Genomic DNA, 14,552 nt, shown 5'->3' on the forward strand with positions numbered 1-14,552 from the left:
TTCTTCAAAAGCGCTCCGGGCGAAGCAGAGCGTAGGTGAGGTAAAGGGTGAGAAACACGGTCACCGCGCCGCTCAAGACGTAATCGAGGGTCATGGCGTTTCTCCCGCTAAAGCCTGTCGCAGGCTCTGGTGTAGGCAAAGCACAGCGCGAAGAAGATGATCGCGGTGCCGAGTAGAATGATATCCATCATGATCGTGACTCCTGTCGTTCGTCCTGGAGTCAGATAAGACAAAGGGCGCCATCCCGCAGGACGGCCGCCTTTTATGCTTTCTGGCGTGGAGAGGATCGTTCGATCTCTCGGCCATGAATATGGATCGGAAGGGCATAAAGGTTCGAGACGGGCAAGCGGCCATCTATATAAAAATCTTATAAAGGCTTTCAGTAAGCGAGCTAAGGGTCGACCCGGAACTGGTATCGGCCTTCGGCGCTGCGGCCGTCCATCGAGAGCACGCGCCAGTCGACGGTATAGAGGCCGGGCGCCATGGCAGGATCGAGAGGGATCTTGAAGATCGATCCTTCAGGGCCGGAAAGAAACGGCTTGCCGGTGGGAAGCGCCATCCCCTGGGCATCCAGCAGGACGGCCGTCGAGCGGGCAAGATCGACCGGGCCGGTGAAAGTGAGCTCGAGATTGGCAGGAACGAGCTGTTGTTCCTGCTGTTGCGATGGGAGCGAGGCTTGTTCCAAGGCCGCGGACGCTTCACTTGCGGTGAAGAGAAGGAAGGCGAACAGACAGAATGACGCGATCGACTTCATGATGGTCTTCCTTATCGTGCCGATCCGCATGTGCCCGGAGCCCTCATGCTTCCGTGACGCCATGCCGACGTGTCACTATGAACGCTGCGGGGGATGATTTCGATCCCTAGTTTTTGCGATAGCGCGCACCGGCCGCGGCTGGCGGCCTTTCGGCAGCGCGGCGATCAGGTCAGTAAGCCGCTGCCAAAATTTTCGGAATGACCTTGATAATGTTGGGCCGTTTTTCATCTCTCCGCCTGTCCTCATCGCCGGGATCTCGGAATTGAGAATGTACTCCCCGTCGGCTCCGGCTGGAATCATACGGAGGTTTTGGAGCGTGAATCTTTCGGATTACAGAAAATGGGCATTTCATCACGAGTTGAGCAAAAGCTTGATCGGTGCGATTGAATTGCCGCCGCTTACCGTCTTATAATCCGTGTCGACGGCACCCCGATAAATCGCGGGGCAAAAAGGGAAGGAAACCGATCATGACCAAAGTCCGTGCGCTGGTACTGGAGCGCCAGCATGAACTTGCGCTTCGCGATATCGATCTGCCGCTGGAGACAGGACCGGGGCAGGTCAAGATCAGGGTTCATACAGTCGGCGTCTGCGGTTCGGACGTGCATTATTATACCCACGGCAAGATCGGCCCCTTCATCGTCAACGCGCCGATGGTGCTCGGCCATGAGGCGGCGGGCACGGTGGTCGAGATTGGGTCCGGTGTCACGCATCTGAAAATCGGCGACCGCGTCTGCATGGAGCCCGGCATCCCCGACCCGAATTCCAAGGCAAGCCGGCTCGGCATGTACAATATCGATCCCGCCGTCAGTTTCTGGGCGACGCCGCCGGTTCATGGCGTGCTGACGCCGGAGGTCGTGCATCCCGCCAATTATACCTTCAAGCTGCCCGACAATGTCAGCTTTGCCGAAGGCGCTATGGTCGAGCCCTTCGCGGTCGGCATGCAGGCGGCGAGCAAGGCGAAGATTGCGCCGGGCGATACCGCCATCGTTCTTGGCGCCGGCCCGATCGGCACGATGGTGGCGATTGCCGCCCTTGCCGGCGGCTGCGCCCGGGCGATCGTTGCCGATCTCGCCCAGCCGAAGCTCGATATCGCCGCGCAGTATCAGGGCGTCATCCCGGTTAATATCCGCGAGACGAATCTGATCGAAGAAGTGGGCAGGCTGACCGACGGCTGGGGCGCCGATGTCGTCTTCGAATGCTCCGGTTCGCCGAAGGCCTGGGAGACGATTATGGCGCTGCCGCGCCCGGGCGGCGTCATCGTCGCCGTCGGCCTGCCGGTCAATCCTGTTGGTTTTGACGTCTCGACGGCGACGACCAAAGAAATCCGCATCGAAACGGTGTTCCGTTACGCCCATCAGTACGAGCGCTCGATCGCGCTGCTCGGCTCGGGCCGCGTCGATCTGAAGCCGCTGATATCGGAGACCTTCACATTCGAGGATTCGATCAAGGCCTTCGATCGTGCCGTCGAGGCCCGGCCGAGCGACGTGAAGCTGCAGATCGTGATGGAGTAGGGCGCCGCACCACCTCTATGAGTGCCCGGCACTCGGTCTCATCTTGCGAACGGCAAGAGCGGCGGCTGCGACAAAAGCCGCCGCTCCGACCGCGATGAGCAGATGGCGGTGAAGGGGGAGGTGGCCCAATGTCTGCTGGATTCCGTGCCCGAAGAGATAACCGAGCGCGGTGAAAAGCTGTCCCCAGACCAGTGCGGCTACCGCATTCAGGACGACGAATTTCCCGGTCGATATCCTAGTCGTCCCAATGACGACGGGGCTGATCGTCCGCAACCCGACCAGGAAACGAAAGGCAAGGATGAAGCCTGTGGGATATGTTTCCAGAAGCTGGGTGACGCGGGCAAGCGCCGGTCTTTCCAGCAGTCGGCGGACGAGGCTCCATCGGGCGGCGTAACGGCCGGCAAAAAACCAGAACTGATCGCCGGCGAAGGATCCGGCGATTGCCGCAGACGCTGCCGCCCAATAGGTAAGCAAGCCGCGATGAGCGATCACGCCGCCTAGGAAAGCGGCCGTTTCGCCTTCGAAAGCAGCCCCCAGAAAAATTGCCAGCAGGCCGTAATTCTCAATCAGCAGTTCGATAGACATGGCGACCCGCCCCCAGCTGTTTCCGAAGCGTCAGGTCAAGGCTAAACCGGCTTCAAATCCCCGAGCAGCGTCGGGATCAGCTCCGAGACCGTGGGATGGATCGGCACAGACCATTTCAGCGTGGGATAGGTCGTGCCGGCATTCATCGCGTCGATGAGGCCGTGGATCACCTCGTCGCCCTCGATGCCCAATATCGCCGCACCGAGGATTTCCTTGCTATCGGCGTCGGCCACCACTTTCATGAAGCCCTTCGTCTCGCCCCGCTCATTGGCGCGGCCGACGCGGCTCATCGGGCGGGTCGAGACCATGATCCTGCGCCCCGACTCTCGCGCCTGCTTTTCCGTCATGCCGACGCGGCCGAGCGGCGGGTCGATATAAAGCGCATAGGCCGGGATGCGACTCGAGACCTTGCGGTCGTCGCCGTCCAAGAGATTGGCGGCGGCGATCTCGAAATCATTGTAAGAAGTGTGCGTGAAGGCGCCGCGGCCGTTGCAGTCGCCAAGCGCAAAGATGCCCTCGACATTGGTGGCGAGCCGATCGTCGACGGTGATATAGCCGCGCTTATCCGTAGCCACGCCGGCGGCATCGAGGCCGAGATCGTCGGTATTCGGCTTTCGGCCGGTGGCGATCAGCACATGGCTGGCATCGATCTTTGCCGCGCCGGCGGTGACGCTCACGCCACCGCCGTTTTTTGCAAAGACGATGTTATCGGCGTCGGTATGGACGCCAATGCCTTCTGAACGCAGGATCTCGGCGATCGCATCGGATATATCCTCGTCCTCGCGCGAAGCGAGCTTCGGGCCGTGCTCGATGACGCTGACTTCGGCGCCGAAACGGCGATACATCTGCGCGAACTCCAGCCCGATATAGCTGCCGCCGATGACCGCAAGATGCCGCGGCAGCATGTCGAGTTGGATGATCGAGGTGCTGGTGAGGTAATCGATATCGGCAATGCCCGGCAGCTCCGGGATGATGGGCCGCGCGCCGACATTGAGGAAGATGCGTGGCGCGGTGAGCGTCTCGCCGTTGACGCGGACGGATCTCGGTCCCTCGAAACGCGCATGACCATAGATCACGCGCATGCCATCCATTCCCGCAAACCAGCCGATCAGGCCGTTGCGGGCGTTCATCGTCACCGTTTCGGCGCGGGCTCTGACCACCTTCATGTCGATGCCGATTTCGCCGGGGATCTTGACGCCGTAGGCGGCGCCGCTTCTGGCCACATGGGCGGCGCGGGCGCTGGCGACCAGCGTCTTCGTCGGCATGCAGCCGGCATTGACGCAGGTGCCGCCGAGGAATTTGCGCTCGATCAGCGCCACCTTCATGCCCTTCTCGACCATGCGGGCGGCAAGAAAGGGGCCGGCCTGGCCGGCGCCGATAACGATGGCGTCGAAGCTTTTCATGACACGGCTCCCACGATCAGCGCCGCACCGATGACGGCGACGGCATCCTCGATCAGGGCCGCCGGCAGGTCCCTGCCAAAGGAAGCAGCAAGCCTGCCGCGCAGGGCGGCGCCACCATAGGTGCCGATGACGGCGCCGATCACGCCGGCGATCAGCCCGCCGAAGAGCAGGCCGCTGGCGGCGCCGATCGTCGCCCCGGCGAGCGCGCCCGTGACGATACGGGCGCCGAACTGCAACGGCACCTTGCGCGACGGCGTCGACGGCAGCTGATCGGTGATCAGCTCGACGATGGCGAGAACCGTGAAGACCCACGGCGTCCAGCGGTAACCCATGAAGGCAAGCGGCGTTTGCGACACGTCGAACCAGCCGAGTGCCGCGCCCCAGGCGACGGCGGCGGGCGCGGTCATGGCGCGCAGGCCGGAGATGACACCGATCAGCAATGCAAGAAAAAGAAACATGCGCGATCCCCCTCATTGCCGGCGTCGTGCCGCGAGAGGGAAGGTTGCACATTGTCAGGCGCGTGGCAATTCGCCCAGCCGAACCGACGGTTTAGTTCGCAAAGGCGGCGATGCCGGTGATCGCTCGGCCGATGATCAGCGCGTGGATGTCGTGTGTGCCCTCATAGGTGTTGACCACTTCGAGGTTGACGAGGTGGCGGGCGATGCCGAATTCGTCGGAGATGCCGTTGCCGCCGAGCATGTCGCGGGCTGCGCGCGCGATCTCCAGCGCCTTGCCGCAGCTGTTGCGCTTGAGGATCGAGGTCAACTCGACCGGCGGATGGCCTTCCTCCTTCATGCGGCCGAGACGCAGGCAGCCCTGCAGGCCGAGCGAGATTTCTGCCGCCATGTCGGCGAGCTTCTTCTGGATCAGCTGGTTGGCGGCAAGCGGCCGGCCGAACTGCTTGCGCTCGAGCGTGTATTGCCGTGCCCTGGCGTAACAATCTTCGGCAGCCCCGAGCGCGCCCCAGGCGATGCCGAAACGGGCCGAGTTGAGGCAGGTGAAAGGACCCTTGAGGCCGGTAACATTGGGAAGCAGGTTTTCCTCCGGCACGAAAACCCCGTCGATCACCACTTCGCCGGTGATCGAGGCGCGCAGGCCGACCTTGCCGTGGATGGCGGGAGCCGAAAGGCCTTTCCAGCCCTTTTCCAGGATGAAGCCGCGGATGAGGCCGTCCTCGGTCTTTGCCCAGACGACGAAGACATCGGCGATCGGCGCATTCGAGATCCAGGTCTTTGAGCCGGTGAGGCTATAGCCGCCATCGACCTTCTTGGCGCGGGTCGCCATCGAGCCGGGATCGGAGCCGTAATCAGGCTCGGTCAGACCGAAACAGCCGACCCATTCGCCCGTGGCGAGTTTCGGCAGGTATTTCTGCTTCTGTGCCTCAGACCCGAAGGTTTCGATCGGCACCATGACCAGCGAGGACTGCACGCTCATCATCGAACGATAACCGCTGTCGACCCGTTCGACCTCGCGGGCGATCAGGCCGTAGGCGGTGTAACCAAGACCGGCGCCCCCATAATCGGGGGAGATCGTCGGGCCGAGCAGGCCGAGTTCACCCATTTCGCGGAAGATTACGGGATCCGTCCTTTCATGGCGGAAGGCGTCGAGAACGCGGGGCGCGAGCTTTTGCTGCGCATAGGCATGGGCGGTATCCTGCACCATGCGCTCCTCGTTGGTCAGCTGCTCCACCAGGCGGAACGGATCGGCCCAGTCGAAAACCTCGCGCGTCTGCTGCATGGCGGCGTCTCCTCACTCACGATTCAGGCTTGCCTCGTTCAAGGTCGCATAGACCCGCCAGCCAACCGCGTCAACACAAGCCAGCCTGTCGGAAAGACGAGCCTTGCCATCTTTTCAAAAGCGTCGGCATGCTCCACTTTGCCCGCGTTTGATTCTGGCATGAGGAGGCGGAAATGTCGTCAAGCGATCTGTTCGTATCGGCCGAAGGCGCCGAATGGGTCAATCCGGAGCCCGGCGTTACCAGGCGCATCATGACCTATCTGCCGGAGATGATGATGGTGGAAGTGGCATTCGAAAGCGGCGCTGTCGGTGCGGCTCATTCGCATCCGCACATTCAGGCAAGTTATATCGCCGAGGGCAGCTTCGAAGTGACGATTGATGGCCGGACCGAAGTGCTCAGGCGGGGCGGCAGCTTCATCGTGCCCCCCAATCTCGTCCATGGCGTCAAGGCGCTGGAAAAGGGCCGGCTGATCGATAGCTTCACGCCACATCGTGCCGAATTTCTCAAGTAATCAGCTTTCGGGCTCCGACCGGCGCGCCGAGCCGGCGGCGGTGACATAGGGCGGCACGAAGCGTGCGTCCTCGCCGCGCACGGCCTCGCGCAGGAAGTCAATGACGGCGCGCACGCGCGGCACCTGTTTCAGGTCGCGATGGCAAGTGATCCAGTACTGGCGCTTGAGGTCGATTTCCTCGGGCAGCACACGCACGAGCTCGGGATAACGGCTGGCGAAGAAATAGGGCAGGATGCAGAGGCCGAGGCCATTTCGGGTGGCAGTCAGCTGCGCGAAGATGCTGGAGCTCTGGAACTGCGGCTTGATGCGCGGATGCACGTCGCTGAGATAATCCAGGCCCGGCGCGAAAATCATCTCCTCGATATAGCTGACGAAGGGGTGCTCAAGCAGGTTGTCGCGGCAGGTAATCGCCGGCGCCTTCGCCAGATAGTCGCGGGAGCCATAGATCTGCAGGTGATAGTCGGTCAGCTTCTCGGCGAAATAAGGCCCTCCCTTCGGTTCGTCGAGCACGACGGAAAGATCGGCCTCCTTGCGTGACAGTGACATGATCTGCTGGATGGTCACCAGTTCGAGCGAGAGATGCGGATGCTGGGCGGCAAACTGCGGCAGCACGGTGGCGAAGAAGAAATTGGCAAAGCCTTCCGGTGCGCTGAGGCGCACCAGGCCGCGCTGCGCCATCGAGCCATCGGCGAGATCGGCGCGCAGCCGCTCGGTCTCCTGCTCCATCCGCTCTGCCGTTTCGACGAAGCGCGTGCCCATCGCGGTCAGCACATAGCCGCGCGGATTGCGCTCGAACAGCTTGACCTTGAGGGTGAATTCCAGCCGGTCGATGCGCCGCGAAACGGTGGCGTGGCTGGAACGCAGCTGCCGGGCAGCCGTCGACAGCTGCCCGGTACGGGCGACGGCGAGAAAAAACTGCAGATCGTCCCAGGTGAACTGCGGCGGATTGTTCATCGCCATTTCCTCCGTTCAACAAGCGCTAACGCATAGCACGATCTTCAGATGTTTAAACAATTCATTGTTTTGATTTGCATTTTACGTCGCGAAGAACGGAGAAATCACCGCAAGGAGAAGCCGAGACGCTTGTTGGAAACCGGTTGATCCCCGGAGACGGTGCTTTCAGTTGCTATTGGTGAATGCTACACGGCCACGTTTGCATTCTGAGGAAATATTGATGAAAAAATTGGTTCGCCTGCTGCTGACGATCGTGCTCGCATTCGTCGTGGTCATCGGTTTTCGCTGGTATCGCTACATCACCAACACCGACAGCCCCTATGACGAAGTCGGCATTACGCTCAACTCGTCGATGCCTGGCCCGCTGAATGCCTGGGGCTGTGCCAAACTGAAAGCGACGTTCGGCAGCGCCTTGCCTCCCTATGGCTGCGCCGCCGACAACGGGACGCAATGGAAGTAACGGCAGGCGGAAATGCGTCAAATCTACCGGCGACGAAGGACCAATAGATAATTGGTCCTTCGTCTAACGCCACTAACCCTGCACAACCGTCGGAACTGCCCTAAGTCTAGTGCTTAGCGCTTACGTCCTGCGCATCCCGAGGCTTGGTTTGACATTGTGCGGCTGTCTTTCTGTGCAAAAATGAACAGATACTGTTTGGAATTAGTTGTACTCCGCCCGTTGCCTCAGGGAGAAATTTCCATGATCGTAAGACGAGAGCCGTCGTTCTGAGGAGTGCGACCGGCCAAATATGAACAGACCGGTAATCTTGCTCATCTCTGGGAGGAGAGAATATGCGAAAGAATCTCATTGCGTCCGTTGCATTTTTGCTCGCCAGCAGCACCGCTGTGCTCGCGCAAAGCGCGACCGACGGCAAGGTCAAGATCGGCATCCTGAACGACCAGTCGGGCGTCTATGCGGATTTCGGCGGCAAATCCTCCGTCGAAGCCGCCAAGATGGCGGTCGAGGATTTCGGCGGCAAGGTATTGGGCGTTCCGGTCGAGATCGTCGATGCCGATCACCAGAACAAGCCGGATATCGCCTCCAACATCGCCCGCCAATGGTATGACACCGAGCAGGTGGATGCGATCATGGAATTGACGACCTCGTCGGTGGCGCTCGCTGTGCAGGCGATCGCCAAGGAAAAGAAGAAGATCGACATTGTCACCGGTGCTGCGACGACGGATCTGACCGGCAAGGCCTGCTCGCCCTACGGCTTCCACTGGGCCTACGATACGCATGCGCTGGCCGTCGGTACCGGCGGCGCGCTTGTGAAGCAGGGCGGCGACAGCTGGTTCTTTCTGACCGCCGACTATGCCTTCGGCTATTCGCTGGAGCAGCAGACCACCGACTACGTTAAGGCGAGCGGCGGCACGGTCGTCGGCGCCGTCCGCCATCCGCTGTCGACCCAGGACTTCTCGTCCTTCCTGCTGCAGGCGCAATCTTCTGGCGCCAAGGTGATCGGCCTTGCCAATGCCGGCCTCGATACTTCCAACGCCATCAAGCAGGCGGCCGAATTCGGCATCACCCAGGGCGGCCAGCATCTGGCGGCGCTGCTCTTCACCCTTGCCGAAGTCCATGGCCTCGGGCTCGAGGCGGCGCAGGGCCTGACGCTGACGGAAGGTTTTTACTGGAACCGCGACGACGAAAGCCGCGCCTTCGCCAAGAAATTCTTCGCCCGCACAGGCAAGATGCCGAACATGATCCATACCGGCACCTATTCGGCGGTGACGCAATATCTGAAGGCGGTGCAGAAGGCCGGCACCGACGAGACGGAAGCCGTTGCCAAAACGCTGCATGAAATGCCTGTTGATGACGTCTTCGGCCGCGGCGGCACGGTCGGCGCCAATGGCCGGATGATCCACGACATGTACCTCTTGCAGGTCAAGAAGCCGGCCGACAGCAAGGAGCCGTGGGATTACTTCAACGTGCTCGCCACCATTCCCGGCAAGGAAGCCTATATCGACCCCGCCAAGAGCGGCTGCGATCTGGTGAAGTGAGCGCGATGGCGGTTTCCGCGATTGAAAGTCAGGCCAAGCCGCGGGTGGTTTTATCCGCCCGCGGCCTGCGCCGCGATTTCGGCGGCTTCACGGCCGTCAAGAACGTCGATCTCGACGTCCATGACGCGAGCGTCCATGCGCTGATCGGCCCGAACGGCGCCGGCAAGACCACGGTCTTCAATCTGCTGACGAAGTTCCTGCAGCCGACGGCGGGCACGATCACGCTGATGGGCACCGACATCACCTACACGCCGCCCGACAAGGTCGCGCGCATGGGACTGGTGCGCTCCTTCCAGATCTCGGCGGTCTTCCCGCATCTTTCCGTTCTCGACAATGTGCGCGTGGCGCTGCAGCGGCCGAACAATCTGTCTACCCAGTTCTGGCGGCCGCTTTCGGCGCTCTACCGGCTGAACGAGCGCGCCGAGCAGTTGCTCGCCAGCGTCGGCCTTTCCAAGGAGCGCGACCATATCGCCGCCGACCTTTCCTATGGCCGCAAGCGCGTGCTGGAAATCGCTACGACGCTGGCGCTCGATCCCAAGGTGCTGCTGCTCGACGAGCCGATGGCCGGCATGGGGCTGGAGGATGTCGGCGTCGTCTCGGCGATCATCCGCGACGTCGCCCGCGACCGGGCGGTGCTGATGGTCGAGCACAATCTCTCCGTCGTCGCCAATATCTGCCAGCATGTCACTGTGCTGCAGCGTGGCGAGATCCTCGCCGAGGGGGATTATGCCACGGTCAGCCAGGACGAGCGCGTGCGCGTCGCCTATATGGGCACGGAGGAGCATTGATGGCCGATCTCCTCGAAGTCCAGGGACTGAATGCCTGGTACGGCGAAAGCCACATCCTGCACGGCGTCGACATGCGGGTGGCCGAAGGCGAGACGATCACCATTCTCGGCCGCAACGGCGTCGGCAAGACGACGACGCTGCGCACCATCACCGGCATCGTGCGCACCCGCAAGGGCAGGATCAGCTTTGCCGGCAGCGACATGATGCATGTGCCGCTGCACAAGACGGCGCATCGCGGTATCGGCTTCGTGCCGGAGGAGCGCGGCATCTTCTCGACGCTCACCGTGTCGGAAAACCTGCTGCTGCCGCCTGTCGTGGCGAAGGGCGGCATGACGCTCGACGAGATCTACGAGCTTTTCCCCAATCTCTACGAGCGCCGCGGCAGCCCCGGCACCAAGCTTTCGGGCGGCGAGCAGCAGATGCTGGCGATCGCCCGGATCCTGCGCACCGGCGTGCGGCTGCTCATTCTCGACGAACCGACGGAGGGGCTTGCCCCGGTCATCGTCCAGCGCATCGGCGAGGTGCTGCAGACTCTGAAAGGGCGCGGCATGACGATCCTGCTCGTCGAGCAGAACTTCCGCTTCGCCAGCCGTATTGCCGATCGCTTCTATCTGATGGATCATGGGCAGATGGTGTCGGAATTCCCGGTCGGCGAACTGCCGCAGCGCATGGATACGCTGCACAAGGTTCTGGGAGTGTGACCAGATGACGATGATCTTCGGCATTCCCCTGCAGGCGCTGCTCGGCCAGCTGTTGATCGGCCTGATCAACGGTTCCTTCTATGCGCTGCTCAGCCTCGGCCTCGCTATCATTTTCGGTCTGCTCAGGGTGATCAACTTCGCCCACGGCGCACAATATATGCTCGGCGCCTTCGTTGCCTATCTCCTGCTGACCTATGCCGGCATCGGCTACTGGCCGTCGCTGATCCTGGCGCCCGTCATCGTCGGCTTTGGCGGGGCGATCATCGAGCGACTGTTCCTGCGCCGGCTCTACGATCTCGATCCGCTTTACGGCCTGCTCTTCACCTTCGGGCTGGCGCTCGCGGTCGAAGGCACCTTCCGCTATCTCTACGGCTCGTCCGGCCAGCCTTATGCGACCCCGGCAGCCCTTGCCGGCGGCGCCAATCTCGGCTTCATGTTCCTGCCGATCTATCGCGGCTGGGTGGTCGTCGTCTCGCTCGTCGTCTGCCTCGGCACATGGCTGCTGATCGAAAAGACCAAACTCGGCGCCTATCTCCGGGCCGCCACCGAAAACGCCGTGCTGGTACAGGTCTTCGGCGTCAACGTGCCGGTGCTCCTGACGCTGACCTACGCGCTCGGCGCCGGCCTTGCCGCCTTTGCCGGCGTGCTGGCCGCACCCATCTATCAGGTCTCGCCGCTGATGGGCTCGAACATGATCATCGTCGTCTTTGCCGTCGTCGTGGTCGGCGGCATGGGATCGATCATGGGCGCGATCATCACCGGTTATGTGCTCGGCATAGCCGAGGGCCTGACCAAGGTCTTCTATCCCGAGGCTTCAAACATCGTGATCTTCGTCATCATGGCGATCGTGCTTCTCATCAGGCCCGCGGGCCTCTTCGGCCGGGATGCTTGACATGACCGATATCACCGAAACTCTCCGAACGGAAAAAAGCCGAACCGCTTTTTCGGTGCAGGCGGGCTTCCTCCTCGTGGGATTGCTGCTCCTGCTCTTGGCGCCGTTTTTCTTCTATCCGATCTTCCTGATGAAGCTGCTCTGCTTCGCGCTGTTTGCCTGCGCCTTTAATCTGCTGCTCGGCTATACCGGCCTGTTGTCCTTCGGCCATGCCACCTTCTTCGGCGGTGCCGCCTATTTCACCGCCTATACCGTGAAATCATGGGGCTTGCCGCCGGAGCTCGGCATCCTGATCGGTGTCATTGGGGCTGCCTTCCTCGGCCTCGTCATGGGTTTCTTCGCCATCCGCCGCCAGGGCATCTATTTCGCGATGATCACGCTGGCGCTGTCGCAGATGTTCTTCTTCTTCTGTCTGCAGGCGGAGTTCACCGAGGGCGAGGACGGCATTCAGTCGGTGCCGCGCGGGCATCTCTTCGGCTTCATCGACCTGAACGACTCAACCAACATGTATTATTTCGTGCTTGCCGTCTTCCTCGTTGGTATCTTGATCATCTGGCGCTTCATCAATTCGCCCTTCGGCATGATCCTGAAGTCGATCCGCGAGAACGAGAGCCGAGCGATCTCACTCGGCTATTCCGTCGCGCGCTACAAGCTCGGCGCTTTCGTCATGTCGGCGGCGCTTGCGGGGCTGGCGGGCGCGGTCAAATCAATCGTCTTCCAGTTCGCGACGCTCACCGACGTCGCCTGGCAGATGTCGGGCGAGGTGATCCTGATGACGCTGCTCGGCGGCATCGGCACACTGATCGGCCCCGTCTTCGGGGCCGGGCTGGTGGTGGCGCTGGAAAACTACCTCGCCACCTCGGAGTTTCCGGTGACGATCATCACCGGCATCGTGTTCATGATCTGCGTGCTGATCTTCCGCCGCGGCATCATCGGCGAATTCTACGCGTCGCGGCTGGGGCGCAAACTGGGCTTCGTCTATCGCCGCTGAACGGGCGGACCTCTTCTCCGGGAAAGCCGTGTTTTCGGAGGAAGAGACGGGCGGCGGCGCTGCGACACTTCCTCTCCCCGTCCCGCGGGGAGAGGGAAGCGGCAAGCATCTGGAGTTCGTGCAGGGCACATGGATCGGTACGACTATATCATCATCGGGGCAGGCAGCGCCGGCTGCGTGCTTGCCAACCGGCTGTCGGCCGATGGCAGGAGCCGGGTGCTGCTGCTCGAAGCCGGCGGCAGCGACAACTACCACTGGATCCATATCCCGGTCGGTTATCTCTATTGCATCAACAATCCGCGGACCGACTGGTGTTTCACAACGGCGCCGGAAGCGGGGTTGAACGGTCGGGCGCTGAGCTATCCCCGCGGCAAGGTGCTCGGCGGCTGCTCCTCGATCAACGGTATGATCTATATGCGCGGCCAGGCGCGCGATTATGACCTCTGGCGGCAGATGGGCTGCAGTGGCTGGGGCTGGGACGATGTTCTGCCCTACTTCCGCAAGTCCGAGGATTTTTATCGCGGCGAAGACGAGATGCATGGCGCCGGCGGCGAATGGCGCATTGAGAAGGCACGGGTGCGCTGGGCCGTGCTCGACGCCTTCCAGCAGGCGGCGAGAGAAGCCGGCATTCCGGAAACAGAGGATTTCAACCGCGGCAGCAATGAAGGCTCCGGTTATTTCGACGTCAACCAGCGTTCCGGCATTCGCTGGAACACCTCGAAAGCCTTCCTGCGCCCGGCGCGCAAGCGCTCCAACCTGACGGTGCTCACCAAGGCGCAGGTCCGGCGGCTGCTGGTGGAGGAGGGGGCCGTGGCCGGCGTCGAATTCCAGCACGACGGCGTGGCGAAACGCGCCTATGCGGGCAAGGAAACCATCCTTTCGGCCGGATCGATCGGCTCGCCGCATATTCTGGAACTCTCCGGCATCGGCAGGGGCGAGGTTCTCCAGCGGGCGGGCGTCGATGTCGTCACCGAGGTCAGGGGCGTCGGCGAGAATCTGCAGGATCATCTGCAACTGCGTCTGGCCTATAAAGTAACCGGGGTTCCAACGCTGAACGAGAAGGCGACGAAGCTGATCGGCAAGGCGGCGATCGGGCTCGAATATCTCGTCCGCCGCTCCGGACCGATGGCGATGGCGCCGAGCCAGCTCGGCATCTTCACCCGCTCGGGGCCAGACCGGGAAACGCCTGACCTGCAATATCACGTGCAACCGGTCTCGCTCGAAAAATTCGGCGACCCGGTCCATCCTTTCCCGGCAATCACGGCGAGCGTCTGCAATCTGAGGCCGGAAAGCCGGGGCTCGGTGCACCTGTCGAGCCCGGATTTTGCCGCGCAGCCGACGATCAGCCCGAAATACCTCTCGACGCAACGCGATCGTGACATAGCTGTCCGTTCGATACGGTTAACGCGCAAGATCGTCGCGCAGCCATCCTTCGCGAGGTTCCGGCCGGAAGAGTTCAAGCCAGGTCCCAGCTATCAGACCGAAGCCGATCTGGAGCGGGCGGCCGGCGATATCGGCACGACGATTTTCCATCCCGTCGGCACCTGCCGCATGGGCGCCGACAGGGAGAGCGTCGTCGACCCCAGACTGAAATTCAGGGCGCTTGGCAAGCTCAGGATCGCCGACGCTTCGGTGATGCCGTCGATCACCTCGGGCAACACCAATTCGCCGACGATCATGATCGCCGAAAAGGCGGCGGCGATGATCCTCGAAGACAATCGATAGG

The 14,552-nt window shown here is 62.0% G+C and carries 16 protein-coding genes; 9 read left to right on the top strand and 7 right to left on the bottom strand.

Features of this window, described 5'->3' with window-relative positions:
- Positions 1-4 precede the first annotated feature (4 nt).
- Both kdpF and GGI60_RS24540 read right to left on the bottom strand, forming a co-directional pair.
- Positions 5-94 (bottom strand): K(+)-transporting ATPase subunit F, encoded by a 90-nt coding sequence (gene kdpF, locus GGI60_RS24535; RefSeq protein ID WP_020923123.1) that lies wholly within the window; start codon positions 92-94, stop codon positions 5-7.
- Positions 95-391: 297 nt separating this feature from the next.
- Positions 392-754 (bottom strand): copper resistance protein CopC, encoded by a 363-nt coding sequence (locus GGI60_RS24540; RefSeq protein ID WP_011428121.1) that lies wholly within the window; start codon positions 752-754, stop codon positions 392-394.
- 467 nt (positions 755-1,221) lie between these two features.
- On the opposite strand from GGI60_RS24540, the gene GGI60_RS24545 reads away from it, so the two are divergent.
- Positions 1,222-2,265, top strand: a complete 1,044-nt coding sequence (locus GGI60_RS24545) for an NAD(P)-dependent alcohol dehydrogenase (protein ID WP_183918883.1) — start codon at positions 1,222-1,224, stop codon at positions 2,263-2,265.
- A 15-nt stretch (positions 2,266-2,280) separates the two neighbouring features.
- On the opposite strand, the gene GGI60_RS24550 is transcribed toward GGI60_RS24545, so the two are convergent.
- The 4 genes from GGI60_RS24550 to GGI60_RS24565 all read right to left on the bottom strand — a co-directional run bounded on the left by GGI60_RS24550 (position 2,281) and on the right by GGI60_RS24565 (position 5,990).
- A complete protein-coding gene (locus GGI60_RS24550; protein ID WP_183918882.1) occupies positions 2,281-2,850 on the bottom strand; it encodes a DedA family protein in 570 nt (189 codons plus the stop codon).
- Between the two features lie 41 nt (positions 2,851-2,891).
- A complete protein-coding gene (locus GGI60_RS24555) occupies positions 2,892-4,253 on the bottom strand; it encodes an FAD-containing oxidoreductase (RefSeq protein WP_183918881.1) in 1,362 nt (453 codons plus the stop codon).
- Positions 4,250-4,711: a DUF4126 domain-containing protein gene (locus GGI60_RS24560; protein WP_183918880.1), complete on the bottom strand. Its 462-nt coding sequence runs from the start codon at positions 4,709-4,711 to the stop codon at positions 4,250-4,252. The genes GGI60_RS24555 and GGI60_RS24560 overlap by 4 nt, the downstream gene beginning before the upstream one ends.
- A 91-nt stretch (positions 4,712-4,802) precedes the next feature.
- Positions 4,803-5,990 (bottom strand): acyl-CoA dehydrogenase, encoded by a 1,188-nt coding sequence (locus GGI60_RS24565; protein WP_183918879.1) that lies wholly within the window; start codon positions 5,988-5,990, stop codon positions 4,803-4,805.
- Positions 5,991-6,163: 173 nt separating this feature from the next.
- Between GGI60_RS24565 and GGI60_RS24570 the strand changes: the two genes are divergently transcribed.
- Positions 6,164-6,502, top strand: coding sequence for a cupin domain-containing protein (locus tag GGI60_RS24570; protein WP_183918878.1), 339 nt, complete (start codon positions 6,164-6,166; stop codon positions 6,500-6,502).
- On the opposite strand, the gene GGI60_RS24575 is transcribed toward GGI60_RS24570, so the two are convergent.
- Positions 6,503-7,456, bottom strand: coding sequence for a LysR family transcriptional regulator (locus GGI60_RS24575; RefSeq protein WP_183918877.1), 954 nt, complete (start codon positions 7,454-7,456; stop codon positions 6,503-6,505).
- A gap of 220 nt (positions 7,457-7,676) precedes the next feature.
- Here GGI60_RS24575 and GGI60_RS24580 point away from each other — a divergent pair, with 220 nt between their 5' ends.
- The 7 genes from GGI60_RS24580 to GGI60_RS24610 all read left to right on the top strand — a co-directional run bounded on the left by GGI60_RS24580 (position 7,677) and on the right by GGI60_RS24610 (position 14,551).
- Positions 7,677-7,916: a hypothetical protein gene (locus GGI60_RS24580; RefSeq protein WP_183918876.1), complete on the top strand. Its 240-nt coding sequence runs from the start codon at positions 7,677-7,679 to the stop codon at positions 7,914-7,916.
- Between the two features lie 332 nt (positions 7,917-8,248).
- Positions 8,249-9,454 carry an ABC transporter substrate-binding protein gene (locus GGI60_RS24585; RefSeq protein ID WP_004678062.1) on the top strand — a complete coding sequence of 402 codons (1,206 nt, stop codon included), beginning with the start codon at positions 8,249-8,251 and terminating at the stop codon, positions 9,452-9,454.
- A gap of 5 nt (positions 9,455-9,459) precedes the next feature.
- Complete coding sequence (locus GGI60_RS24590) at positions 9,460-10,242, top strand: ABC transporter ATP-binding protein (protein WP_183918875.1); 783 nt, start codon at positions 9,460-9,462, stop codon at positions 10,240-10,242.
- The gene (locus tag GGI60_RS24595; protein ID WP_183918874.1) at positions 10,242-10,943 is read left to right on the top strand and encodes an ABC transporter ATP-binding protein; all 702 of its coding nucleotides are present in this window, start codon (positions 10,242-10,244) and stop codon (positions 10,941-10,943) included. Before GGI60_RS24590 ends, GGI60_RS24595 begins: the two co-directional genes overlap by 1 nt.
- Positions 10,944-10,947: 4 nt before the next feature.
- Positions 10,948-11,835 carry a branched-chain amino acid ABC transporter permease gene (locus GGI60_RS24600; protein WP_183918873.1) on the top strand — a complete coding sequence of 296 codons (888 nt, stop codon included), beginning with the start codon at positions 10,948-10,950 and terminating at the stop codon, positions 11,833-11,835.
- Position 11,836: 1 nt separating this feature from the next.
- A complete protein-coding gene (locus tag GGI60_RS24605; RefSeq protein ID WP_183918872.1) occupies positions 11,837-12,826 on the top strand; it encodes a branched-chain amino acid ABC transporter permease in 990 nt (329 codons plus the stop codon).
- Between the two features lie 129 nt (positions 12,827-12,955).
- Positions 12,956-14,551 (top strand): GMC family oxidoreductase, encoded by a 1,596-nt coding sequence (locus GGI60_RS24610; protein WP_183918871.1) that lies wholly within the window; start codon positions 12,956-12,958, stop codon positions 14,549-14,551.
- Position 14,552: the final 1 nt, after the last annotated feature.

Source organism: Rhizobium lentis, from assembly GCF_014200175.1.
GTDB lineage: Bacteria > Pseudomonadota > Alphaproteobacteria > Rhizobiales > Rhizobiaceae > Rhizobium > Rhizobium mulingense.